At 66.8% G+C, this 24765-nt stretch carries 24 protein-coding genes; 19 read left to right on the top strand and 5 right to left on the bottom strand.

Annotated features, from left to right (window positions below):
- Position 1 precedes the first annotated feature (1 nt).
- Genes AC23D4_RS22215 through AC23D4_RS22205 form a run of 3 tightly spaced genes read right to left on the bottom strand, consistent with a single transcriptional unit; the run spans position 2 to position 2785 of the window.
- Complete coding sequence (locus AC23D4_RS22215; RefSeq protein ID WP_472887830.1) at positions 2 to 1297, bottom strand: TRAP transporter large permease; 1296 nt, start codon at positions 1295 to 1297, stop codon at positions 2 to 4.
- Positions 1290 to 1796 carry a TRAP transporter small permease gene (locus AC23D4_RS22210; RefSeq protein ID WP_472887829.1) on the bottom strand — a complete coding sequence of 169 codons (507 nt, stop codon included), beginning with the start codon at positions 1794 to 1796 and terminating at the stop codon, positions 1290 to 1292. Before AC23D4_RS22210 ends, AC23D4_RS22215 begins: the two co-directional genes overlap by 8 nt.
- 14 nt (positions 1797 to 1810) lie before the next feature.
- A complete protein-coding gene (locus AC23D4_RS22205) occupies positions 1811 to 2785 on the bottom strand; it encodes a TRAP transporter substrate-binding protein (protein ID WP_472887828.1) in 975 nt (324 codons plus the stop codon).
- A 174-nt stretch (positions 2786 to 2959) separates the two neighbouring features.
- Between AC23D4_RS22205 and AC23D4_RS22200 the strand changes: the two genes are divergently transcribed.
- From AC23D4_RS22200 to AC23D4_RS22125, 16 genes are all read left to right on the top strand, one after another.
- Complete coding sequence (locus AC23D4_RS22200) at positions 2960 to 3508, top strand: winged helix DNA-binding protein (protein WP_177139190.1); 549 nt, start codon at positions 2960 to 2962, stop codon at positions 3506 to 3508.
- 229 nt (positions 3509 to 3737) lie between these two features.
- Positions 3738 to 4481 carry a 5-oxoprolinase subunit PxpB gene (gene pxpB / locus AC23D4_RS22195; protein WP_472887827.1) on the top strand — a complete coding sequence of 248 codons (744 nt, stop codon included), beginning with the start codon at positions 3738 to 3740 and terminating at the stop codon, positions 4479 to 4481.
- Positions 4478 to 5515 carry a 5-oxoprolinase subunit C family protein gene (locus AC23D4_RS22190; protein ID WP_472887826.1) on the top strand — a complete coding sequence of 346 codons (1038 nt, stop codon included), beginning with the start codon at positions 4478 to 4480 and terminating at the stop codon, positions 5513 to 5515. The genes pxpB and AC23D4_RS22190 overlap by 4 nt, the downstream gene beginning before the upstream one ends.
- A 13-nt stretch (positions 5516 to 5528) precedes the next feature.
- Positions 5529 to 6302 carry a LamB/YcsF family protein gene (locus tag AC23D4_RS22185; protein ID WP_472887825.1) on the top strand — a complete coding sequence of 258 codons (774 nt, stop codon included), beginning with the start codon at positions 5529 to 5531 and terminating at the stop codon, positions 6300 to 6302.
- Positions 6303 to 6569: 267 nt separating this feature from the next.
- On the top strand, positions 6570 to 7577 hold the full coding sequence (locus AC23D4_RS22180; RefSeq protein ID WP_472887824.1) for a recombination-associated protein RdgC: 1008 nt from the start codon (positions 6570 to 6572) through the stop codon (positions 7575 to 7577).
- A 13-nt stretch (positions 7578 to 7590) separates the two neighbouring features.
- Entirely contained in the window at positions 7591 to 7974 is a 384-nt protein-coding gene (crcB, locus tag AC23D4_RS22175; RefSeq protein ID WP_472887823.1) for a fluoride efflux transporter CrcB, read from the top strand.
- Between the two features lie 120 nt (positions 7975 to 8094).
- Positions 8095 to 9165, top strand: coding sequence for a flavodoxin family protein (locus AC23D4_RS22170; protein ID WP_472887822.1), 1071 nt, complete (start codon positions 8095 to 8097; stop codon positions 9163 to 9165).
- A gap of 570 nt (positions 9166 to 9735) precedes the next feature.
- Positions 9736 to 11667, top strand: coding sequence for a TAT-dependent nitrous-oxide reductase (nosZ, locus tag AC23D4_RS22165; protein ID WP_472887821.1), 1932 nt, complete (start codon positions 9736 to 9738; stop codon positions 11665 to 11667).
- 162 nt (positions 11668 to 11829) lie between these two features.
- Complete coding sequence (locus AC23D4_RS22160; RefSeq protein WP_472887820.1) at positions 11830 to 14448, top strand: 4Fe-4S binding protein; 2619 nt, start codon at positions 11830 to 11832, stop codon at positions 14446 to 14448.
- A 26-nt stretch (positions 14449 to 14474) separates the two neighbouring features.
- Positions 14475 to 15737, top strand: coding sequence for a nitrous oxide reductase family maturation protein NosD (locus AC23D4_RS22155; RefSeq protein WP_472887875.1), 1263 nt, complete (start codon positions 14475 to 14477; stop codon positions 15735 to 15737).
- Positions 15718 to 16662 carry an ABC transporter ATP-binding protein gene (locus tag AC23D4_RS22150; RefSeq protein WP_472887819.1) on the top strand — a complete coding sequence of 315 codons (945 nt, stop codon included), beginning with the start codon at positions 15718 to 15720 and terminating at the stop codon, positions 16660 to 16662. Before AC23D4_RS22155 ends, AC23D4_RS22150 begins: the two co-directional genes overlap by 20 nt.
- On the top strand, positions 16659 to 17486 hold the full coding sequence (locus AC23D4_RS22145; RefSeq protein ID WP_472887818.1) for an ABC transporter permease: 828 nt from the start codon (positions 16659 to 16661) through the stop codon (positions 17484 to 17486). Before AC23D4_RS22150 ends, AC23D4_RS22145 begins: the two co-directional genes overlap by 4 nt.
- Positions 17483 to 18028, top strand: a complete 546-nt coding sequence (locus AC23D4_RS22140) for a nitrous oxide reductase accessory protein NosL (protein WP_472887817.1) — start codon at positions 17483 to 17485, stop codon at positions 18026 to 18028. Before AC23D4_RS22145 ends, AC23D4_RS22140 begins: the two co-directional genes overlap by 4 nt.
- Positions 18028 to 18642, top strand: coding sequence for a nitrous oxide reductase accessory protein NosL (locus AC23D4_RS22135; protein WP_472887816.1), 615 nt, complete (start codon positions 18028 to 18030; stop codon positions 18640 to 18642). Before AC23D4_RS22140 ends, AC23D4_RS22135 begins: the two co-directional genes overlap by 1 nt.
- A 106-nt stretch (positions 18643 to 18748) precedes the next feature.
- On the top strand, positions 18749 to 19150 hold the full coding sequence (locus AC23D4_RS22130; RefSeq protein ID WP_472887815.1) for a c-type cytochrome: 402 nt from the start codon (positions 18749 to 18751) through the stop codon (positions 19148 to 19150).
- A gap of 16 nt (positions 19151 to 19166) precedes the next feature.
- On the top strand, positions 19167 to 20183 hold the full coding sequence (locus AC23D4_RS22125; RefSeq protein ID WP_472887814.1) for an FAD:protein FMN transferase: 1017 nt from the start codon (positions 19167 to 19169) through the stop codon (positions 20181 to 20183).
- A 16-nt stretch (positions 20184 to 20199) separates the two neighbouring features.
- On the opposite strand, the gene AC23D4_RS22120 is transcribed toward AC23D4_RS22125, so the two are convergent.
- Together AC23D4_RS22120 and AC23D4_RS22115 are read right to left on the bottom strand one after the other, a co-directional pair.
- Positions 20200 to 20766, bottom strand: coding sequence for an Rrf2 family transcriptional regulator (locus AC23D4_RS22120; RefSeq protein ID WP_472887813.1), 567 nt, complete (start codon positions 20764 to 20766; stop codon positions 20200 to 20202).
- Between the two features lie 113 nt (positions 20767 to 20879).
- Positions 20880 to 21326 (bottom strand): OsmC family protein, encoded by a 447-nt coding sequence (locus AC23D4_RS22115; RefSeq protein WP_177137952.1) that lies wholly within the window; start codon positions 21324 to 21326, stop codon positions 20880 to 20882.
- A 175-nt stretch (positions 21327 to 21501) separates the two neighbouring features.
- Between AC23D4_RS22115 and AC23D4_RS22110 the strand changes: the two genes are divergently transcribed.
- The 3 genes from AC23D4_RS22110 (at position 21502) to AC23D4_RS22100 (ending at position 24730) form a co-directional block, all read left to right on the top strand.
- Complete coding sequence (locus AC23D4_RS22110; RefSeq protein ID WP_472887812.1) at positions 21502 to 22842, top strand: NAD(P)/FAD-dependent oxidoreductase; 1341 nt, start codon at positions 21502 to 21504, stop codon at positions 22840 to 22842.
- Between the two features lie 18 nt (positions 22843 to 22860).
- A complete protein-coding gene (locus tag AC23D4_RS22105; protein WP_472887811.1) occupies positions 22861 to 23214 on the top strand; it encodes a DUF5368 domain-containing protein in 354 nt (117 codons plus the stop codon).
- 253 nt (positions 23215 to 23467) lie between these two features.
- Complete coding sequence (locus tag AC23D4_RS22100; RefSeq protein WP_472887810.1) at positions 23468 to 24730, top strand: nitronate monooxygenase; 1263 nt, start codon at positions 23468 to 23470, stop codon at positions 24728 to 24730.
- Positions 24731 to 24765 lie beyond the last annotated feature (35 nt).

Genomic DNA, 24765 nt, shown 5'->3' with positions numbered 1-24765 from the left:
TTCACATCCGCCCCGGTAGCCACATCACGATCTGCGGAAACCACCAGAGCAGGCACACGGCCAGCACCATGAGTAAGAAGTAAGGCATGCAGACGCTGGCGATCCAGTTGATCTCGCGCTTGGTCATGCCCTGCAACACAAACAGGTTGAAGCCCACCGGTGGCGTGATCTGCGCCATCTCCACCACGATGACGACGAAGATGCCGAACCAGATCAGGTCGATGCCCGCGGCCTGCACCGTCGGGATCAACACACCCATGGTCAGCACGATCATGGAAATGCCGTCGAGGAAACAGCCCAGCAGGATGAAGAACAGCGCCAGCGCGATCAGCAGCAGCCCCGGCGACAGGCCCAGCGAACCCACCCACTCGGCCAGGTGCCGCGGCAGGCCGATGTAGCCCATGGACAGCGTCAGGAAAGCCGCCCCGGCGAGGATCAGCGCCATCATGCAATACAGGCGGGTGGCGCCCAGCAGCGCATCCTTGAAGTTCTGCCAGTTGAGCGACTTCTGGTACGCCGACAGCACCAGCGAACCGACCACGCCGATGGCGGCCGCCTCGGTGGCGGTGGCCACGCCCACGTAGATCGAGCCGATCACGCCGCCGATGAGCAACACCACCGGGATCAGTTCGCTGGAAGCGCGCAACTTGTCGGTGAAGCTCATGCCAGGATCGGCCTGCGGAATCTTGTCGGGGTTGAGCAGCGACCAGACCATCAGGTAACCGCTGAACAGCCCGGCGAGCATCAGGCCCGGAAGCATGCCGGCGACAAACAGCTTGGCGATCGACACCTCGGCCGCGACGCCGTAAACGATCATCACGATGGAGGGCGGGATCAGCAAACCCAGCGTGCTGGCGCCGCCCAGCGAGCCGATGACGCGCTCCGGCGGGTAGCCGCGTTCGGTCAGCTCGGGGATCGTCATCTTGCCGATGGTGGCGCAGGTGGCCGCCGACGAACCCGACACCGCCGCGAAGATGGTGCTGCCCAGGATGTTGGTGTGCAGCAGCCGGCCCGGCAGCGCGTTGACCCAGGGCGCCAGGCCCTTGAACATATTTTCCGACAGTTTGGTGCGGAACAGGATCTCGCCCATCCAGATGAACAGCGGCAATGCGGTCAGCGTCCAGCTGCTGGCCGATCCCCAGATGGTGACGGCCATCGCGTCGCCCGCGCTGCGCGAGGAAAACAGCTCCATGCCGATCCAGGCCACCCCCGCCAGCGTGAGGCCGATCCAGACGCCGCTGCCCAGCAGGGCGAACAGGATGACGATCAGGAATCCGGTGACGACCATTTCATTCATGGCGGGTCTCCGATCCGTCGTGGCGTTGACGCAGGCCGCGCGCTTCCAGCACCCACTCATCCACGAAGGCGATGAACAGCACCAGCGTGCCGAACGCCATCGCCAGCTGGGGCATCCACAGTGGCGTGGCGTCGTTGCCGGTGGAGATGTCGTGGAACTCGATCGACTGCCACACCAGGCGCGCCGCGAACCAGGCGAACAACCCGGACAGCAGCACCGCGACGCTCAGCGACCAGAGCTCCAGGCCCCGGCGGGCGCGGCCGGTGAGCTTGCCCAGCACCAGCGTGACGCGGATGTGCTCGTTGCGCTTGAGCGTGTGCGCCAGCGCCAGGAAACCGGCGGCGGCCATGGCGTAGCCGGCATAAGCGTCCGTGCCCGGCACGTGAAAACTGAACTGCCGGCCCAGCACCGACAGCAGCACCATGACCAGCACGCCGATCATGAACACCGCCGCGAGCCAGGCGCAGCCGTCGTACAAGGCATTCAGCGTGCGTCGCATGGTGCTGCCGTGGCTCACTTGCGGAACGCGTCGACCATGGCCTGGCCTTCAGGGCCGGCCTTGGCGAGCCACTCCTTGAGCATGGTGTCGCCGACCTGCTTCATGTCGGTCTTGAGCTGCGCGGGCGCCGGCAGGATCTGCATGCCACCGGCCTTGAGCTTGTCCAGGCTTTCACCGTTGGCCTTCTTGCTCTCGGCCCAGCCGCGGGTCTCGGCGTCGGCGGCGGCTTTCAGCACGGCGTCCTGCGTCGGCTTGTCCAATGCGTCGAAGGCTTTCTTGTTCACCAGCAGCGCGTTCTTGGGCAACCAGGCCTGGGTGTCGTACCAGTACTTCACGTGTTCGTACAGCTTGGCGTCGGCACCGGTGGAGCCGCTGGACATCATGCTTTCGGTCACGCCGGTGGCGAAGGCCTGGCTGACCTCGGCCGCCTGCACGGTGACGGGCTGGGCGCCTACCAGCTCGGCGATGCGCGCAGTGGCCGGGCTGTAGGCGCGCCACTTGATGCCCTTGAGGTCGGCCGCGCTGTTCAGCGGTTTCTTGCTGTACACGCCCTGCGGTGGCCACGGCACGGCGAACAAGACCATCATGCCCTGCTCGGCCAGCTTCTTCTCCAGCACCGGGCGTTGCACCTTCCAGAGCTTGGCCGCTTCGTCGTAGCTGTCGGCCAGGAACGGCAGGCCATCGGCACCGAACACCTGCCATTCGTTCTGGTAGTTCACCAGCAGGATCTCGCCGGCCTGGGCCTGACCGCCCTGCACCGCGCGCTTGATCTCGGGCGCCTTGAACAGCGCGGCGTTGGCGTGCACCGTCATCTTGAGCTTGCCGCCGCTGGCCTTGTCCACGTCGGCCGCGAACTGGCTGATGTTGACCGTGTGGAAGTTGGTCGCCGGGTAGGCGGTGGCCAGATCCCACTTGGCCTGGGCAAAGGCCGAGGTGGAAAACGCGATGGCGGCAGCGGCCATCGAGAGTTGGAATGCGCGTCGTTTCATGGGAGCTCCGGTGGGTGGGGTGGAACAGATCGCAGGCAGACCCTGCGGGGAATGGGTGCACGGACTGTAGGCGCCGTGCTGGCGGATTGTGATGGGTGTTTTCCCTTATCGTCAACAAATCGTTGGCAAATCATCAGCAAAAAATCTAAACTCGGCGCCATCGCAGGAGAGCACATGGCCAAGACACCCAAAGCAACAACCACGCCCGCCGCCAAGGCGCCCGGCTCGCACATCGTGTCATCGGCGCACCTGGTCTCGCCCCAGAGCGCAGAGATGAGCGAGTTTGAGTTCGGCCTGATCGTGGCCAGCAACGCCTTCCACCGCTGGGTGGTGCACTGCATGTCGGCCGCGGGGCTGAAGGACCTGATGCCGCTGGATGTGCTGGTCCTGCATCACGTCTCGCACCGCGCGCGCGACAAGCGCCTGTCCGACATCTGCTTCATCATGAACATCGAGGACACGCACTTGGTGAACTACTCGCTCAAGAAGCTGGTGAGCCTGGGCGTGGTGGTGTCCAGCAAGTCGGGCAAGGAAGTCACCTACGCCGCCACCGAAGCCGGCAGCGTCAGCGTGCAGCGCTACCGCGAGATCCGCGAGCAATGCCTGATCCAGGCGCTGCACGCCGACGATGCGCTCAACAAGGACATCGGCGAACTCGCGCGGCTGCTGCGAGTGCTCTCCGGCATGTACGACCAGGCGGCGCGGTCCGCGGCTTCACTATGAGCCCCCCCTGCGCCGCTTCGCGGCTTCCCCCCGAGGGGGACGCAGCTGGTGGCCCGGCGAAGCCGGTTCCACGGCTGCCCTGGGTGGGGGGCACGCGCTCCGGTGGGGTTGTTGCGCCGCTTCGCGGCTCGGGCTTTGCTCCCTCGCCCCTCTGGGGAGAGGGCTGGGGTGAGGGGCCGCCGCCGAGCCCGGGTCTCCCTGTCGCACATCACCTCCCATGAGTCCTGACATGCCCCCCCGCCTGCTCGCCCTCGGCGACAGCGCCTGGACGCTGGAGTTCGGCAGCGCCATTCACCCCGCCATCAACGCCCGCGTGATGGGCCTGGCCGAGCGCGTGGCGCAGGCGCGCGACTCGGAACCGCTGCTCGCATCGGTCACCGATGTGGTGCCCACCTTCCGCTCGCTCACGGTGCACTACGACCCGCTGCTGGCCGACGCCGCGGCGCTAGGCGAGCGCCTGCGGGTGCTGGCGCAGGACGGCCATCAGGACATGCAACCAGGCCGCCTTTGGCACCTGCCGGTGTGTTTCGACGATGAGTTCGCACCCGACCTGCCCCGCCTGGCCGAAGCCAAAGGCCTGCACCCGGCCGAGGTGATTCAACGCCTGCTCGCCGCCACCTTCCGGGTCTACATGCTGGGCTTCCAGCCGGGTTTCCCGTACATGGGTGGCGTGCCGTCCGAGCTGCACATGCCGCGCCTGCCGGCGCCGCGCCAGAAGGTGCCCGCGCAATCGCTGGCCGTGGCCGGCGAGATGTGCGCGGTCTACCCCTGGGAAAGCCCCGGCGGCTGGAACCTGCTCGGTCGCACACCGGTGGTGCTGTTCGACCTGCGCCACGCCGAGCAGCCGGCCCTGCTCGCAGCCGGCGACGAGGTGCGGTGCCACGCCGTGGACCGTGCCACCCACGACCGACTGTCCGCCGAGATCGCTCGTGGGCTGCCACGCGCAACGTTTCTGAAGGCACCCGAGCGATGAGCGGCCTGCTGGAAATCGTGCAACCCGGCATCGGCACCACCGTGCAGGACCGCGGCCGCGCGGGCCACCGGCACCACGGCATGCCGCTCTCCGGCTGGCTCGACGGACCGCTGGCACGTGCCGCCAACGCCCTGCTCGGCAACCCGCCTGACGCCGCCGTGCTGGAACTGCGCGGCATGGGCACCGTGCTGCGCGTGAAGGCCGGGCCGGTGCGCGTGGCGCTGGCGGGCCGCATCGGTGGCACCTGCCAGCGCGGCGACGGCGGCCGCGGCCCCCTGCCCGCCTGGCACAGCGTCACGCTGCGCGAGGGCGACCAGTTGCAACTCGGCCCGGCCGAAAGCGGCTGTGCCTACCTGGCCGTGGCTGGCGGACTGCGCCTGGACCCACAGCTGGGCAGCCGCTCCAGCTACTGGCGTGCCGGGCTGGATGGCGTGCTGGGCCGTGCTTTCCAACCGGGCGATCAACTGCCCTGCGGCGCCTGGCTGCTCGCGGATCCCAGGGAGTGGCGCTGCCGTTCTCCGTGGACCACCAGCGAGGGCCCTGTGCGCGTGCTGCCCGGCCCGCAGCAGGACCATTTCACCGCCGACGCCATCGCGTTGTTCCTGAGCCAGGACTGGGAAGCCACCGCCGCGCAGGACCGCATGGGCCTGCGCTTCCAGGGCGAACCGCTGGCGCACGTCAACGGAGCGGCAGCGGACATCGTGTCCGACGGCGTCACGCCCGGCGCCATCCAGGTACCGGCCAACGGACAACCCATCGTGCTGCTCGCCGACGGCCAGACCGTGGGCGGCTACCCCAAGATCGCCACCGTGATCAGCGCCGACCTGCCGCGGCTCGCGCACCTGAAGCCCGGCATCCGCGTGCGCTTTGAAGCCGTGAGCCACGAAGCGGCGCACCGCGCCTTGCTGGACGAACACGATCGCTGGCAACGCTGGCTCACCTCGCGCGAGATCTATTTGCCACCGGGCACGGTGGACGAAGCCGCACTCTACGCATCCAATCTGATCGACGGCATGCAACGCGCCGACCCCTGAACAGGAGCACCCGATGACCCAAACGACCATCAACCTCAACGCCGACCTCGGCGAAAGCTTCGGCGCCTGGCGCATGGGCGACGACGCGGCGCTGCTGCAGGTGATTGGCAGCGCCAACATCGCCTGCGGATTTCACGCGGGCGACCCGGTTGTCATGCGCGACACCGTGCGCCTGGCGCTGGCCAACGGCGTGAGCCTGGGTGCCCACCCGGCGTTCCCGGACCTGCAGGGTTTCGGCCGACGCGCGATGCAACTGTCGACCCAGGAGCTGGAAGCCACCATCCTCTACCAGGTGGGCGCGCTGCAGGCCATGGCCGCGGCCGAAGGCGGCCGTGTCACGCACGTCAAGCCGCACGGCGCGCTCAACAACATCGCCTGCGCCGACGCCAACGTGGCCGCCACCGTGGCACGCGCCGTGCGCGCACTGGACCGTGAGCTCATCCTGCTCGCGCCCGCCCTCTCGGCGCTGGAAGCGGCTGGCGAGACGGCGGGCCTGCGCGTGGGCCGCGAGGTGTTTGCCGACCGCAGCTACCAGGCCAACGGCCAGCTCACCCCGCGCTCCCAGCCAGGCGCCGTGCTGCACGACGCCCAGGCCTGTGTGCAGCACGTGCTGCGCATGCTTGACGCCGGGGGCATCGTCACCGCCGACGGCCAGCGCCTGCCCACCCCCATTCACAGCATCTGCGTGCACGGTGACGGGCCCGACGCTGTTGCCTCGGCGCAGCAGATCCGCCTCGCGCTGGAGAAGGCGGGATTTCAGCTCGCCCCGCTGACCGCGCTGGTCTGAGAGGCTGAGAGTCTTTCGTCCGTGCCCGCCTTGCACGCCAAAACGGCCCAGCTCGTCGTTGCAAATGCGCGCCGTAGCCCGAGCTACGGCTGTGCTTTGCGCCTAGATCCGGGCCGTTTTGGCGCGCCTTTCAGGCCCGGCCAAAAAACGCTCAGCCTCTGAACCCCGGGGTTGGGCTGGGTATCATCAAAGCCCCTCACCCAACCCTCTCCCGCTGCCGGGAGGGGGCGCCGGTCCACAACGCACCGGCACAACCCAAGGAATTCCGTGTTCAAGAATGTAACGATCTACCGCATCGCGCCCGGCTGGACGGCGACGCTGGAGTCGATGGAAACCGCGCTCGACGCGGCCCGTTTTGTGCCCTGCGGCGCCACGCAGGACAAGGCCGTGGGCTGGGTCGAGCCGCGCGGCGAGGCGCATGGCCCGCTGGTCGAATCCGTGGCCGGCCAGCGCATCCTCAAGCTGATGATCGAGACCAAGGCCGTGCCCGGCTCGGTCGTGCGCGAGAAGGCGGACGAAGAAGCCGAACACATCGAAGCCACCACCGGCCGCAAGCCCGGCAAGAAGCAGATGAAGGAACTGCGCGAAGACGCGCTGCTGTCCCTGCTGCCCCAGGCCTTTCCGCGCCGCATGGGCGTGTGGGTCTGGATCGACCTGGCCAACGGCCTGCTGGTCACCGACGCCAGCAGCCAGGGCAAGCTCGACGAGCTGGTGACCGCCCTGGTCAACGTCTTCAACGACCTGTCCCTCACCCTGCTGCAGACCGCGATCACGCCACAGACCGCGATGACCTCGTGGCTCTCGGCCCCGGTGTCCGACGAAGACGAAGGCGGCGCACCGGGTGGCTTCTCGGTCGAGCGCGAGTGCGAACTGAAATCGGGCGACGAAGAGAAGTCGGTCGTGAAGTTCACCCGCCACAACCTCGCCACCGACGAGGTGCGCAAGCACATCACCGAGGGCAAGCTGCCCACGCGCCTGGCCATGAGCTGGGAAGGCCGCATCGGCTTTGTTCTCACCGAGTCCATGCAGCTCAAGAAACTCGCGTTCCTCGAAGGCGTGTTCGACGACCGCGCCGCCGACGGCGAAAGCGGCTTCGACACCGACGTGGCACTGAGCACCGGCGAGCTGAACAAGCTGATCCCGGAACTGATCGAAGCCCTGGGCGGCGAGATCGTGCCCGGCATGGCGCTGCCCGATGCGCCAACGGCCGCGCCGGCCAAACCCAAACAGGAAGCCGTCACCGCCGTGGGCGACGACGAAGACCCACCCTTCTGAACGCCACTGAGCCATGCTGCAAGTCATCGCCATCAGCCTCGGTGCCAGCATCGGCGCGCTCTCGCGCTGGCAGCTCAGCCTGTGGCTCAACCAGGGCCACGCCGTGTTGCCCTGGGGCACGCTCACGGCGAACTGGACCGGGGCCTGGCTGGTGGGCGTCGCGGTGGTGTTCTTCCAGAGCCAGACGCAGCTCGACCCGGCCTGGCGGCTCGCCATCGTGACCGGGTTTCTGGGCGCGCTCACCACGTTTTCCACCTTCTCGGTGGAGGTGGTGAGCATGCTGCAACACGGCCGCTGGCTGCTGGCCACCGGTACCGCGGGCCTGCACCTGTTCGGCTCGCTGCTGCTCACCGTGCTCGGCATGAAGATGGCGGCCTGGTGGTGGGCCCCGGCCTGACCCCGACCCGTTGAAAACCCGAGCGGCCACGCCCGCCAGGCCTGGGTGCGCTATCGCACAGACGCCCCCGCGCCATGCGCCCAGATTGGACTCCCCACAAGTTACAGCCGGGGGTTGACCATGATTTGGATTCGCAAGGGGCAGGCGCCCGCCTCCTTGGCACGGGCGCAGTTCGCGGAGCGCTTCCGGGCCTCGTTCATGGACCCGGCCTTCCGTGCCGAGGATTCGTCCATCGACCGGCTGGAAGCCATCGCCTGGGCCGCCTTCAGCGAAGGCCGCAAAGCACCCTCGACGCACCAGGCCGGCAAAGGCTACGCGGACCCGGACTACCAGCTGTCCGACGAATGGGTGGCCACCAAAGAGCGGCTGGATGCCGCCCAATTGCAGTGGGCCGACCCGGCCACGCCTTCGCGCGTGCTGCTGGTCTGCGGCTCGGCGCGCAACGACGGCACCTGCCCGGGTGAAATCTCCAAGAGCTTTCGACTGGTGGAAACGGCCCGCGAGGTGCTGGAGCCGCTGGGCATGCAGACCGACCTGCTGGACCTGAGCCTGCTCACCTCCGAATACGGCCTGAACATCCACCCCTGCAAGGGCTGTTTGTCCACCGCCATGCCGCTGTGCCACTGGCCCTGCAGCTGCTACCCCAACCACGCGCTGAACCAGACCAGCGACTGGATGGCCGAGATCTACGAGCGCTGGACCTCGGCCCACGCGGTGCTCATCGTCACCCCGGTCTACTGGTACCAGAGTCCGAGTCCGCTCAAGCTGATGATAGACCGCATGGTGTGTGCCGATGGCGGCAACCCCGACCCCACCACCACCGCAGGCAAAAACGCCGCCAAGGCCAAAGCCCTGGAGATGGCCGGCTGGAGCTACCCACAACACCTGGCCGGCCGTGCCTACGGCGTGCTGGTGCACGGCGACGTGGCCGGCATTGAAGGCGCCCGGCGATCCTTGTGTGACTGGCTGGACTGGATGGGGTTCATCGACGCTGGCGTGATGGCCCGGCTGGATCGCTACATCGGCTACTACGAACCCTATGCCAACAGCCACGAAGCCCTGGACCGGGACGAGGACCTCCATGAAGAAACCCGCAACGTGGCGCGTGCGGTGGCAAAGGCCGTGGTCGAACTGCGCGCCGGCCGGCTGCAGACCGCACAGCCCCACCTGAAACGTCCCCGGCCCAAGTAGCGCAGAGGGCCGTGGCCCACACCCCGCCGGCTGCCACCGCAGCAGCCAGTCGACCGCGCGCTGCACGCCGGCGCCGGTCCTGACAACCTCACGCAACCACCCCGCGCGGGTGACCACGGGACAGCATTCATTGATCCAGATCAAACGTTCTTAAATATGCATTTCATTTGAATGATATCGGACTTATAGTCCGCGCATGTCCAGTTTTCAGCACCCCCAACGAGCCCGCCAGCGCTGGGTCTTGTTGTGCCTTCTGCTCTGCTGGGGAATCGTTTTTGCATCACCGCTGTTGACCCACCGCGGCATGACGGAGGTCTGCAGCGGCAGTGGCGTCAAGTGGGTCGATGCCGACGACAGCCCGGACTCCGTGCCTGTCCCGACGCTGGATTGCGCCCTGTGCCTGCCGCCGTTCCTGCCCACGCCAACGGCACACCCATCGTTCACCCAACGGCACACCCACCACACGCTGACGGCGTGTGCCGAGCGTCGTGCGCACACCTCTCCCGCGGCCATGCCACCTCCCGCGCGTGGCCCACCCCTTTTCCAAACCCAAACCCAAAAGGTTCACACATGAAAAGCGACAGCAGCTTGCCCTCCAAAGACACCACCGCATGGGGTCGCCGACGTTTCCTGAACACCGCCGCACTGGCGGGACTGACGATGGGCGCCGCGGCCTGCACCGAAAAAGAATCCGGTGCCGCCAACGCCCCCGCCGCAGCGCCGGCCGCGGCCCCCGATGCCGCACACAGCAGCGCCAACGCCACGCACCTCAAGCCCGGCGAGCTCGACACCTACTACGGTCTGTGGAGCGGTGGCCACACCGGCGACATGCGCGTGCTCGGCATGCCCTCGGGTCGCGAACTGCTTCGCATCCCCTGCTTCGTGCCCGACGCCCTGGTGGGCTGGGGCATCACCAACGAGTCCAAGGCGATCATGGGCACCAAGCCCAATGGCGCTCTGCGCCACACCGTGGGCGATACCCACCACACGCACGCCTCGTACAAGGACGGCAACTACGACGGCCGCTACGCCTGGATCAACGACAAGATCAACAGCCGCATCGCGCGCATCCGTCTGGACTATTTCATCTGCGACAAGATCACGCAGCTGCCCAACGTGCAGGGTTTCCACGGCATCTTCCCCGACAAGCGCGACCCGGTGGACCCCGCCATCAACTACACCACGCGCGTGTTCTGCGGCGGCGAGTTCGGCATTCCGCTGCCCAACGCCGGCACCGAGGACGCGGCCAAATACCGTTCGCTGTTCAGCTGCGTCGATGCCGAAACCATGGAAGTGCGCTGGCAGGTGCTGATCGACGGCAACTGCGACCTGGTGGCCACGTCCTACGACGGCAAGCTCGCCGCGTCGAACCAGTACAACACCGAGATGGGCGCGAAGTACGAGGACATGATGTCCGCCGAGCGCGATGCCTGCATCTTCTTCAACATCGCCCGCATCGAAGCGGCGGTGAAAGCCGGCAAGTTCAAGACCTTCGGCAGCTCCAAGGTGCCCGTGGTGGACGGCACGCACGAAGCCAACCAGGACCCGACGGCCGCGCTGACCGCCTACGTGTCGGTGCCCAAGAACCCGCACGGCGTCAACGCCAGCCCGGACCAGAAGTACTTCATCTGCGCCGGCAAGCTCTCGCCCACCGCCACGGTGATCGAGCTGGCCAAGGTGCTGGAATGGTTCGACGGCAAGATCGAGAAGCTGGACGACGCCATCGTGGCCGAGGTCGAGATCGGCCTGGGCCCGCTGCACACCGCCTTTGACGGCCGTGGCAACGCCTACACCACGCTGTTCCTGGACAGCCAGATCGTGAAATGGAACGTGGACGCCGCGATCAAGTTCCACGCCGGCGACAAGGCCGCCAAGTACGTGGTCGACCGCCTGGACGTGCAGTACCAGCCGGGCCACATCAACGGCTCGCAGTCGGAGACCATTGCCGCCGACGGCAAGTACCTGGCCGTGGGCTGCAAGTTCTCGAAAGACCGTTTCCTGCCAGTGGGTCCGCTGCACGCCGAGAACGAGCAGATCATCGACATGTCGGGCGAGAAGATGGTGCTGCTGGCCGACCACCCGGTGCGCGGCGAACCGCACGACTTCATCATCTTCAAGCGCGACCTCGTCAAGCCCAAGCAGGTCTATTCGCTCGACGACTTCCCGAACGCCGTCAAGGACCCGAAGGACTCGGGCGTGGTGCGCAACGGCAAGAAGGTGACCGTGAAGATGACGTCGCAGGCCCCGGCCTTCTCGCTGCGCGAGTTCAAGGTGAAGGCGGGTGACGAGGTCACGCTGATCCTGACCAACCTGGACAAGATCGAAGACCTGACGCACGGCTTCGCGATCCCGAACCACGACGTCAACTTCATCGTCAACCCGGGCGAAACCGCCTCGGTCACCTTCACGGCGGGCGAGCCCGGCGTGTACTGGTGCTACTGCACGCACTTCTGCCACGCCCTGCACCTGGAGATGCGCACCCGCATGATCGTGGAGGCATGAGCGTCGCGCCGGGCCGCCCCAAGCAAGCTCGCACCGGCGTGCGCTGCACGAAGGTAGGCCCGTAAGCCTTCAAAACCTCCCCCCGGGGAGGTCCTGCTTTGCCAGGTCCGATGCCCGCGCCGTGTGGCGCTGGCGTCGGACCCCGCCCCCTGGACCCCAACGATGTCGATTGCACGCCTATTCTCGGCCGCGCTGACCGCCGCCGCCCTGTTGCTGAGCCCGCTCGGCAACGAAGCCCAGGCGCAGGCCTACGAGGCCCATCTGCCCGCCGACCTGGCCACCAACCCCGACCTGTGCGCCCTCGTGCCCTGCACGGAGGTGTTCCCGGGCGCAAAGAGTTTTTCCCTGCGCAAGGGCCAGCCACCGTATGTGGAAGCCTACGGCGACGCCGACCCGCAACAGCCGGGCAAGAAGACCCTGCTGGGCTACGTGATGCTCTCGACCGACATCACCGACACCCCGGCCTATTCCGGCAAGCCGGTGATCACGCTGATCGGCATGGACGCGCGCGGCCGCTACGTCGGCGTGAAGGTGCTCAAGCACTCCGAGCCCATCCTGCTGCTGGGCATTCCCGAGTCCACGCTGGTCAACTTCAACAACCAGTACCTCGGCAAGTCGGTCACCGACCAGATCGAGGTCGGTCCTTCGCGCCCGGACGAGAACATCCTGGGCCTGGACGCCATCTCCGGCGCCACCGTTACGGTGATCGCGCAGAACCAGGTGATGCAGCTCTCGGGCTCGGCGGTGGCCCGCCAGGTCGGCATCATCGAACCCACCCGCCGCGACCCCGCACGTTTCGTGACCAGCGGCCGGCCCTACCGCTGGGACGAGCTGGTGAAGATGGGCGCGGTGCAGCGCCTGCGCGTGATGCCCGAGCAGCTGGGTCTTGAGCGCAGCGCCGAGCCCTTCATCGAGCTGTGGTTCGGTGACCTCAACCACCCCGATGTGGGCCAGAGTCTGCTCGGCAAATCGGGCTTCGCCACGCTGCGCTCGCGCCTGAAAGACAGCGAACAGGCGCTGTTCGTGGTGCGCAGTGCCGGCATCGAATCCTTCAAGGGCTCGGGGTTCGTGCGCGGTGGCATCTACGACCGCATCCAGGTCAAGCAGGGCGCCGATGCCTTCACCTTCCGGGACCTGGACTCGTTCAACCTCTACGGGCTGGAAGCCGAGGGGGCTCCGCGCTACTCCGAGTCGGCGATCTTCGTGATCCGCTCCGAGAGCTTCTCGGCGGCCTACCCCTGGAAGCTGGCCTTCCTGGGCAACCGCGTGGACCGCGCCACCGGGCACCGCAGCTTCGCGGTCTTCGAGACCAAATACTGGCTGCCCGCCGAAATGCTGCAAGGCGGCCGCCCGGTGGTCACCGAACCCGATGCCCCCTGGGTGCGCATCTGGAAGTCACGCGCCATCGAGATCGCCCTCTTCAGCGCCCTGCTGCTGGCGGTGGCCGTGGTCTATGCCCTGCGCGACCAGCTCACGCGGCGCTCGACCCACAAGAACAAATGGCCGGTCAACGCCTTCAAATACTCGGCCTGGGCCATCAGCATCGGCTTCGTCGGCTTCGGCCTGCTCGCGCAGCCCTCCATCACCCAGGTGCTGACCTGGTTCCACGCCCTGCTGTTCCAGTGGACCTGGTCGCTGTTCCTGTCGGACCCGTTCATCTTCATCTTCTGGGTCTTCATCATCGTCACCGTGTTCGTGTTCGGGCGCGGGCTGTTCTGCGGCTGGATGTGCCCTTTCGGCTCGCTTTCCGAAGCGCTTTACAAGGTGGGTCGCGTGATCGGCCTCAAGCGCTTCCAGACCAAGGTGCCGCAGGTCTGGCACGACCGGCTCAAGTGGCTGAAGTACGCCATCTTCTTCGGTCTGCTGGTGGTGTCCATGTTCTCCATGGGCCTGGCCGAGGTGCTGGCCGAGGTGGAGCCGTTCAAGACCACCTTCCTGGTCGGCATCACGAACCGCAGCTGGCCCTACGGACTGTTCGTGGTGGTGATCCTGGGTCTGTCGCTGTTCATCGAACGCCCCTACTGCAAGTACATCTGCCCGCTGGGCGCCTCGCTGGCCATGCCCAGCACCTTCCGCTGGTTCGGCCTGCAGCGCAAGCAGGACTGCAACAGCTGCAAGGCCTGTGCCGTGGGTTGCGGTGCGCAGGCGATCGACGCCGATGGCCGCATCGACCACCGCGAGTGCCTGCACTGCCTGGACTGCATGGTGCTCTACACCGACCAGAAGGGCTGCCCGCCGCTGGCCAAGGAGCGCAAGCGCCGCGAGCGCGACGGCCTGCTCATCACGCCGATCGGGCGCAACGGCTATTTCATCCCCATCGAACCGGTCTCGCCCGTGAGCGCCCGGGCGGCGCAGGGCCCCGATCCGCGCATGCCCACCGCGCCCGCCCAGCCCTGGCCCGGCGGCCGAGCCCCTGGCCTCAAAGGTCTGTGGCAGGAAGTGCAGCACCACCTGTGGCCCTGGAGCCGCGACGGCTGGAAGAGCCAGCGCGCCCTGCAGTTCGCCGGGCTCTCACTGGCCCTGGCCGCGAGCGTGGCCTGGCTGCTGGCGGCCGACGGGTGGCTGTCGGCCAGCGCCATCATCGGCTGGTGGTTCGGCTGGAGCGTCTACGAGGTGCTGATCCGCATGGCGGGCAAGCGCTACGTGAAGGACGGCCCGTGGTGGCAGGCGCGCTACCGCGTGGCGAACTGGATGGACATGCTCAGCTACGTCGGCTTCAAGAACCTGCTGATCGGCGCGACGCTGTTCCTCGTGCTCAAGACCCTCGGGCAGCTGGCGTGAAGACCCAAAGCTTCTGGCGCCAACGGCTGGCCTGCGCGTGGCTGCTGGGCCTGGCCTTGCCCGCGTGCTCCGCGTGGTCCGCCGTGTGGCGGGTGGAGCCGGGCGGCGACATCCAGGCCGTCGTGGCGCAGGCCGCCGCCGGTGACGTGGTGGAAGTGGCGCGCGGGTTCTACAGCGTGAACCTGCGCATCGACAAGCCCCTGACCCTGCGCGGCATCAACCGCCCCACCCTCAGCGGCGGCCAGCGCGGCGACACCATCCGCGTCGCCTCGCCCGACGTGCTGATCGAAAACCTGATCGTGCGCGACTCGGGCACCAGCCTGAAAAGCCAGCACGCGGGGATCTACGTGCAGCCCGGTTCGCACCGCGCCGTGGTGCGGCGTTGCGACCTGACCTACAACCTCTTCGGCCTGTGGATCGAAAAAGCCAACGAAGTGCGCATCGAAGACAACCGCATCACCGGCCTGCGCGACTTCAACTCCTCGCAGCGCGGCAACGGCATCCAGCTCTACAACACGCAGGGCGCGCGCATCACCGGCAACGACATCAGCTTCGTGCGCGACGCGCTCTATGTCGACGTGTCGCACCACGCCGAATTCCGCGGCAACCGGCTGCACCACAGCCGCTACGGCGCGCACTACATGAACTCGTACCACAACCTGTGGGAAGACAACGACAGCTACTACAACCGCGGCGGCCTGGCCCTGATGGAGGTGCGCGACCAGGTGGTGCGCGGCAACCGCACCTGGGGCAACTCCGACCACGGCATCATGCTGCGCACCCTGCAGGACTCGGTGATCGAAAACAACGTGGTGGCCGGCAACGCCCGCGGCTTCTTCATCTACGACGTCGAGTACGTGACCCTGCGCAACAACCTGGTGGTGGACAACCACGTCGGTGTGCACCTCTCGGCAGGTTCCACGCGCAACCAGGTCGTGGGCAACGACTTCATCGCCAACCGGGAGCAGGTGCGCTACGTCGGCGCGCGCGACGAACCCTGGGGCCACCCCGAGCCCGGCCAGGGCAACTACTGGAGCAACTACCTGGGCTGGGACCGCGACGGCAACGGCATCGGCGACCTGTCCTACGAAGCCAACGACCTGGTGGACCGCCTGCAGTGGCGCCACCCTTCCATTCAACTGCTGCTGGGCAGTCCGGCCGTGCAGGCCTTGCGCGTGCTGGGACACCAGTTCCCGGTGCTGCGCGTGCCCAGCGTGATCGATCCCCATCCGGCCATGGCGCCGAAACATCCCCACTGGAGCACATGGCGTGACAAGTATTTCCGCTGAGGCCCTGCACCTGGAGGGCGTCACCAAACCCTACGGCAGCCGGCGTGCGCCGCTGCTGGCGCTGGACAACGTGAGCCTGCGGGTGCCGCGCGGCCAGCTTTTCGGCCTGATCGGCCACAACGGCGCCGGCAAGAGCACCCTGTTCAAGCTCGTGCTCGGTCTCATCACCCCCAGCCAGGGCCGCATCCAGGTCAACGGCTGTACGGTGAACGGCCCCGACTTCCGCACCACCCGGCGCGCCCTGGGCTACCTGCCCGAGAACCTGGTGCTGTACGACAACCTCACCGGGCTGGAGACGCTGCGCTTCTTCGCGCGCCTCAAGGGCGCACCGCAGACACAGTGCGCCGCCCTGCTCGACCGCGTCGGCCTGACCCGGGCCGGCGGGCGTGCGGTGCGCGAGTACTCCAAGGGCATGCGCCAGCGGCTGGGTTTTGCCCAGGCCCTGCTGGGCGACCCGCAGCTGCTGCTGCTCGACGAACCCACCACCGGCCTGGACCCGTCGGCGATCCGCGATTTCTACGACCAGCTCGACCTGCTTCGCTCGCAGGGCGTGACCCTGGTCATCAGCTCGCACATCCTGGCCGAACTGCAACAGCGCGTCGATGCGCTGGCCATGCTCAGCAACGGCCGCGTGTGCGCGCAGGGCACGGTGCAGGCGCTGCGCGAGCGCTCGCGCATGCCCCTGGTGTTCCAGCTGCGCGCCGCGCCGACCTGGCTGCAGACCCTGGCCACCGAACTGCCCGGGCAACTGGCCGGCGTCGAGATCGCGCTGCAGCAGCGCGAACCGGGCCTGCTGGAACTGCGTTGCCCCCGCGAGCACAAGATGCGCGTGCTGGCCTGGCTGGCCAGCGCGGAGCTGAGCGATCTGCAGATCCACGAGCCCTCGCTGGAGGACGTGTACTTCGGCCTGAGGGAGGCACCATGAACATTTCATTGCAATGGCGCCAGGTGCAGGCCGTGGCCGCCAAGGAATTCCGGGACCGGCTGCGCAACCGCTGGGTGCTGGCCGTGGCCGTGGTCTTCACCGTGTTCTCGCTGCTCATCACCTACTTCGGCTCGGCCGCGCAGGGGCAGATCGGCCCGCGCTCGATCGAGCTCACCATCGCCAGCCTGGTCAGTCTGGTGATCTACCTGATCCCGCTGATCGCCCTGCTGCTCGGCTTTGACGCCATCGTCGGCGAGCGCGAGCGCGGCTCGCTCGACCTGCTGCTGGCCCTGCCCATCACGCGGCTGGAACTGCTGCTGGGCAAGTACCTCGGGCTCGCGGGCGCGCTGACGCTGTCCACCGTGTCGGGCTTTGCGCTGGTGGCCCTGCTGCTGTACCAGCGCTTCAGCTGGGCCGGCCTGTACCACTACGCCGGCTTCGTGCTCAGTTCGGTGCTGCTGGGGCTGGCGTTCCTGAGCCTGGCGGTGCTGCTGTCGGTGCTGGCCCGCGACCGCACCCGCGCCTCGGGCCTGGCCATCGCGCTGTGGTTCGCGCTGGTGCTGGTGTTCGACCTGCTGCTGCTGGGCCTGCTGGTGGCCACCGGTGGCCAGTTCGGCGGCCAGGTCTTCGCCTACCTGCTGCTGCTGAACCCGGCCGACATCTTCCGCATCCTCAACGTGTTTTCGCTCGACGACGTGCAGCGCCTCTATGGCCTGGCCAGCATCCTGCCCCCGGCGCTGAGCCAGGTGGGCTGGCTCACCAGCGCCATGCTGGCCTGGATCGTCGCACCCCTTGCCCTGGCTTCCTGGAGATTCCGACCATGAACACCCCTTCCCACTACCCCATGAACCGCCGCCGCCTGCTGTGCGGCTGCGCCGGCCTGGCCACCCTCAGCCTGCTGGGCTGCGGCCAGAGCGGCGATGCCACCACCAGCGCCCCGGCCGAGATCGACGCCCAGTCCAGTTGCTCGCTGGACGGCATGCAGTTGTCCGACTACCCCGGCCCCAAAGGCCAGATCCGCTACGCCGGCGTGGCCGAGGTGCAGTGGTTCTGCGATTCGGTGGAATTGCTGTCGGTGCTGCTGGCGCCCGAGCAGGTGCGCGCGGTGGTGTCGGTGCACGTGCAGGACATGGGCCAGGCCGACTGGGACCAGCCCCGGGGGCACTGGATCGACGCGCGCCAGGCGCTCTACGTGCTGGGCAGCAAACGCCACGGTTCCATGGGCCCCACGGCCGCCAGCTTCGCCGCCGAAGCCGAGGCCCAGGCCTTCGTGCAGCAATACGGCGGCCGCCTGCTGCGCTACGCCGACATCAAGCCCGAGATGGTGGATCTCAGCGGTGGCGCCCTGCACGACACCCGCATGTGATGCCGCAACGCCGCCGGTTCATCGGTCTCTCGGTACTGGGCAGCGTGGCGGTGTTCGCCGGTCTGGGCTTGCGCTCGCCGGGTGACCCGGTGGCAGCTGCCCGTACTGGCTCGGAACTGCCGTCCGACGTCTGCCTGGTGGCGCCCACTTTTTCTTACGACGCCGCCTCCGGCCTGCCGTTGAGCGCAGCACGCGAGGTGCCACCCGAGGCGCGCTGCCCGGTCTGCGGCATGTTCCCGGCCCGCCAGCGGCGCTGGGCGGCACAGGTCATTTTTTCCAACGGCGACGTGCAGTACCTGGACTCGCCCCTGAGCCTGTTTCTTTACCTGCAGCAGGTCCCGCGCTACACCGCCGGCCAGAGCGCCGACCGCATCGTGGCCTCGTACGTCACCGACCTGGACAGCGGCGTCTGGGTGCCCGCCGAACAGGCCCTGTATGTGCATGGGTCCAGGCTGATGGGCCCGATGCGATCGGGCAACCTGCCTGCGTTCGCCACCAAACACCAGGCAGGGGTGTTCATCGACCAGCACGGAGGCGAATGGCTCACGGCCGCGCGCTTGCGCGAAGGCCTGCCCGCACCGCTGCAGCGGCTCGCCCCGCACACCCATGGCTGAAGCCCGGTTCACATTGATGCGTGTCAAAAACAGTTTTAATTATTCATATAAAATGAATGTTAAAAATCCACCCCACTCCCTTCACCACTCCATTCAAGGACACCCCATGAACGCCAAGAACCTCCTCCTGATCCTGGGCTGCAGCGCTGCCCTGCTGGCCTGCGGCGAAAAGCCCGCCGAGACCACGGCGGCGGCGCCGGCGGCTGCTGCCCCGGTGACTGCAGCCGCCCCGGCGCCCGCCCCTGTGGCCGAAAACACCGTGGGCAAAAAAGTCTATGGTGCGACTTGTGCCATGTGTCATGCGGCTGGCGTGGCCGGCGCGCCCAAGCCCGGTGACAAGGCCGACTGGGGTCCGCGTATCGCACAGGGCAACGACACGCTCTACAAACACGCCATCGAAGGCTACACCGGCGCCAAAGGCATGATGCCCGCACGCGGGGGTAGCACGACCCTCTCCGACGACGATGTCAAGGGTGCCGTGGACCACATGGTCGCTTTGTCTCAGTAAACGACACGCCGGCACCATGACTCACCTGCTCCAACGCCGTCGCTGTCTGGCCGGGCTGGGCGGCCTGCTCGTCACGGGCCTGGGCTTGCGCCCGGCACTGGCCAACCCCGATGTTCAACGCGTGTCCCGCGCCCTGATGGGCACGAAGGTGGACATCGTGGCGCAGGGCGACGACCCCGCCAGCACGGCAGTCGCCATCCAGGCCGCCTTTGCGGAGATGCAGCGCCTGGAACGCATGATGAGCCGCTACAGGGCCGACAGCCTGGTGTCCGCACTGCACCGCAGCGCGGGTCGGTCATGGGTGGATGCGCCGCCGGAGCTGATGGCGGTGCTGCAGCGCGCCGCCGAACTGTCCCGGCTCAGCGATGGCGCCTTTGACATCACCGTGGGGGCGTATGACGGCTGGTCGTTCGACGCCAACCATGCGCGCATCCCGTCGCCCGCGGAACTGCGTCGCGAACGCCGGCTGGTGGATTTTCGCGAGGTGTCGATCAACCCCCAGGCTGGCCAGGTCGGCCTGAACCGGTCGGGCATGCGCATCGACCTGGGCGGGGTGGCCAAGCTGCCCATCCTGCAGGCCGGCCTGCGGGTGCTGGAACGACACGGGCTGCGCAACGCCATGCTGAACGGCGGCGGCGATGTGCTGACGCGTGGGCAGCTCCTGGGTCGCGACTGGCGCGTCGGCATCCGCGACCCGCGGGCGCCCGAGCGGCTGATCGGCACGGTGTTTCTCGGCGACGGTTGCGTGGCATCGTCCGGCGACTACGAGCGGTGCTTCGTTCGCAACGGGCGGCGCTATCACCACGTGCTCGATCCGGTCTCCGGCATGCCCAGCAGCGGTGTGCGGGGAGTGGTCCTGGTGTCGCGCCAGCCGGACCCCGTCAACGGCCTGGGTGCCGCGATCATGGCGGCGGGCGCCGCTGCTGGACAGCATCTGCTCTCGCCCCTGCACGAGGTGGACAGCCTGATCGTGGATAGAAATGCCAGCGTCCGGACCACGGGACGCATGGACGTGCGCCTGCAAGCGGCCTGAGGACGGCCCCGGCTCGTCAACCGGCCCTGGCCGGCTTGGGTTTTCGCGCCGCCGCCGGCTTGTGCCGGGCAGCGGCCTTACTGGTGGAGGCCGGCGCCTTTTTCGGCTGGGCCAGCGAAGCAAACTGGATGGGAATCAGGTGGGGCAACTGACCCGCAGGCGCCTTGCCTGCCGCCATGGGCGCGAGCAGGTCGGCCAGCGTGATGCCATCCAGCACATCGAAGAAGCCCTGCATGGCCTTGTGCAAGGAATCCTTGAGCCGGCAATAGCCATCCAGGCGGCAGGTGTTGGTCTTGCGGTCAAAACACTCCACCAGCGTCATATCGGTTTCGGTCTGGCGGATGACTTCGCCCAGGGTCAGTTCTCCGGCCGGCTTGAGCAAGCGCAGGCCACCGCCCCGACCCCGCGTGGTCGCGATCCAGCCACACGCGGCCAGGATCATCGCGATCTTGGTGAGATGGCTGCGCGAAATGCCATGCGCCTCGGCGATCTCGTTCACCGTGGGCGGATGCTCGCGCCCTTCACAAGCTGCGCAATACATCAGCATGCGCAAGCTGTAGTCGGTCCATTGGGTGAGTCGCATGGGGTCATCAGCCTGTCAGAAGAAAGGGCGGGGACGAGAATGGTTCACTGTACCGTCAAAACGGCGGGCACCTTGAGCCCTGCATCAAGGCCACAGGCCTCGCCGTCACCTGCTCAGCCTTTGAGGAGGGCTCCGGTGCCGTCCTGCACCTGCACGTTGATCGCAATGCCCTGGCGCACGCTCATCGAAACGGTGCAGAACTCCTCGAATTGGGCGAGCACGCGGTCCAGGTGCTCGATGTCGGCGGCGGCCTGCCCCAGCTCCAGTTTCACGTTGATGCCCATGATGCGCAGGCGCTTGTTCTCATTGCGCCCGACCTCGGCCGTGGCGGTCGCCTTGAGGGCGCCCGGATCCTGCTTGAATTTCTGCAAGGAAAACAGCAGGCTCGCGCTCAGGCAGTTGGCCACCGCGGCCAGCAGCATGTGGTCGGGCGCCGGGCCTGCGCCCAGCCCCAGAGGCGCAGGTTCGTCGGCCAGCATCTGCGGGATGGCTGCGCCGAAGTCAACCAGAAACTGGTAACCCGACTGGCGGGTGATGGTCACGCTGGCGTTTTCGCTCATGGGAGCTCCTGAAGAATGCGACCGCTGGACACGGGGCCGACGGTCGAGGGTTTCCGATTGTGCGCACAGGCCACCAGATTGACCAATGTCAAATCTTGATCTGCGGTCGATCTCTATAGTAACAAACTCCCCGGGGTATCAAACAACCGGATTCGTTCACTGAAAGGAGACAACCATGTCCAAGACCCTGCAACCCGACCAGCGGGTTGAACCCGCGCGCCGCCGCTTCCTGGCCGGTCTGGGCGCCCTGCCGCTGGCCGCGGCGCTGTCGCAGACCAGCACCCCGGCGCATGCCGACAGCGTCAAGAGCAGCGCCCGCATCGTGATCGCGGGTGCGGGTGCAGCGGGCCTGTCGGCAGCCTCGCAACTGGCGGCCCGCCTGCAGGGCGCCAGCATCACCGTGATCGACGCACGCAAGGAGCATTATTACCAGCCCGGCTTCACCCTGGTCGCCGCGGGCATCAAGTCGCAGAACTACACGGTTTCAAACACCGGTGACTACCTGCCCCAGGGCGTCGAGTGGATCACGGAGCGGGTGGCCGAAATCGATCCGGAAGGCAACAAGGTGGTCACCGAAAGTGGCAAGGCCGTTCCCTACGATTTCCTGATCCTGGCGACCGGCCTGGAGCTGAACTACGCCGGCATCGAAGGCATGGACACGGCGCGCATCGGCCAGAACGGCATGGGCAGCATCTACCACAGTCCGCAGGCCGCCACCGCCACCTGGCAAGCCATGTCGGCCTTCGCGGACAAGGGCGGTATCGGCGTCTTCGGACGACCGGCGGGCGAGATGAAATGTGCAGGCGCCCCGCTCAAATACACCTTCATCACCGACGACCACCTGCGCCGTCGCGGCAACCGCGGCAAGGCCGAGATCATCTACATGGCCCAGAGCAAGTCGCTGTTCGGCGTGCCCATCGTGGCCGAAAAAGTGCGCATGCTGTTCCAGGACCGCGGCGTCAAGGTCAACCATGAACATGTTCTCCAGGCCATCGATCTGGACAAGCGCATCGCGACCTACAAGACCCTCACCGGAACGGCGGAGCAGCCGTACGACTTCATCAATGTGGTGCCGCCCATGCGCGCGCCCGAGGTGGTGCGCAACAGTCCCCTGCCGTGGACCGAAGGGCCGTTCGCGTCCGATGGCTGGGTTGAAGTGGACCGCGACACGCTGCGCCACAAGCGCTACCCCAACGTCTTCGGCGTGGGTGACATCGCCGGTGTACCCAAGGGCAAGACGGCGGCCAGCGTGAAGTGGCAGGTGCCGGTGGCCGTGTCACACCTGATCGGTGACATCTCGGGAAAGGCCTCCAGCGAGGTCTACAACGGCTACACCAGTTGCCCGCTGATCACCCGCCTGGGCCAGGCCATGCTGATCGAGTTCGACTACAAGGACAACCTGATCATGTCCTTCCCCGGCGTCATCGCGCCGCTCGAAGAGCTCTGGATCAGCTGGGTCATGAAAACCATGGCCCTCAAACCCACCTACATCAGCATGCTGCGCGGCCGCGCCTGACCCCCAAGGAGACTCCCCATGAAAGAACTCGATCCGATGGTTTTTCTCTCCGTGTTCCAGGAGATGCTCGGCCCCCTGCTCTGGATCATGCTGCTGGTCGCGGTGCTGGGCATCCTGGCCTTCCTGGCGCTGCTGGTGCGCGAGCGCGGCCTGGTTTCGCGCCGCCTCGTGCGCGCCGAAGTGCTGGGCATTTTTGGCGGTGCTCTCGCGCTGGTGATCATGGCCAAGGTATCGTCCTCGGGCTTCACCGATGCTGGCGGCCCGGCCGACTGGTTCCTGATTGCCCTCGTCTATGGCGTGGGTCTGGTCGCCACCGTGGTCCTGACCTACACCCTCATGGGCTGGATCTCACCGCGGCGAGCGAGCCACTGACCACGGCACGCCAGCCCGTTTGCGAAGGCCGCCACACGCGGCCTTCGCTTTTTTTCAACGACATCGCGTAAGGGCTATGTCGCATATTCCGGGTACCGTTGCGGGTTTGACCGAAAATCACACCTGCACTGAAACAATGAACCTGCGCGCCCAACAACGGGCGCCGGCCAACGCCGGTTCATATTTGACAAATTCGTGAAAAAAACAGTGTCATGGACCGGGTAAGCTTGGGCCGTACATTCGAAAGCTGACTATGAGACGACTGGAAGATTTCCGCCTGAAGATGGGCCGCCAGGAAATGGTGCCCATCATGATCGGCGGCATGGGTGTGGACATTTCCTCGGCCGACCTGGCACTGGAAGCATCCCGCCTGGGCGGCGTGGGGCACATCTCCGACGCCATGATCAAGACGGTAACCGACCGCCGCTACAAGACCAAGTTCGTCAAGGCCAAACAGGCCTTGTACAAATACAACATGGACTCCGAGGACAAGTCGGCCATCAAGTTCGATCTCGGTGATCTGGCCGAGGCCACCCGCCTGCACGTCGAGCACACCATGGGCCGCAAGCGCGGCAGCGGCATGGTGTTCATCAACTGCATGGAAAAGCTGACGATGAACGCGCCCAAGGAAACGCTCAAGATCCGCATGTCCTCGGCGCTGGACGCCGGCATCGACGGCATCACGCTCGCGGCCGGTCTGCACCTGGGTTCGTTCGCGCTGATCGAAGACCACCCGCGTTTCCGCGACGCCAAGCTGGGCATCATCGTCAGCTCGCTGCGCGCGCTGCAGCTCTTCCTGAAGAAAAACAGCCGCCTGAACCGCCTGCCCGACTACGTGGTGGTGGAAGGCCCGCTGGCCGGTGGCCACCTCGGCTTCGGCATGGACTGGGCGCAATACGACCTGGCCACCATCGTGGCCGAAATCCTGGCCTGGATGAAGGCCGAGCAGCTCGACATCCCTGTCCTTCCCGCGGGCGGCATCTTCACCGGCACCGACGCCGTGCGCTTCATGGAAATGGGCGCCTCGGGCGTGCAGGTGGCCACGCGCTTCACCGTCACCAAGGAATGTGGCCTGCCCGACGACATCAAGCAGGAGTACTTCAAGGCCAACGAAGACGACATCGAAGTCAACGAGATTTCGCCCACGGGTTACCCGATGCGCATGATCAAGAGCAGCCCGGGCATCGGCGACGGCATCCGCCCGAACTGCGAGGCCTATGGTTACCTGCTCGACGCCAACGGCAAGTGCGCCTACGTCACGTCGTACAACCGTGAAGTGTTGGCGCACCCGGGTGAAAAACGCATCAAGGTCATGGACAAGACCTGCCTGTGCACCCACATGCGCAACTTCGACATCTGGACCTGCGGCCAGCTCACCTGGCGCCTGAAAGACACCACCGTGCGCAACGCCGATGGCAGCTTCCAGTTGCTGAGCGCAGAACACGTGTTCAAGGACTACCAGTTCAGCACCGGGAACAAGGTGGCGATGCCTGAACCGGAAGCCGTGGCGGTCTGAAATGAAGCACCCCCGCAGCGCTTCGCGCTACCCCC

Source organism: Hydrogenophaga sp. L76 (genome assembly GCF_057654755.1).
The sequence above is the reverse complement of the archived record's forward strand: the minus strand, read 5'-3'. Positions and strand labels throughout refer to the sequence as shown.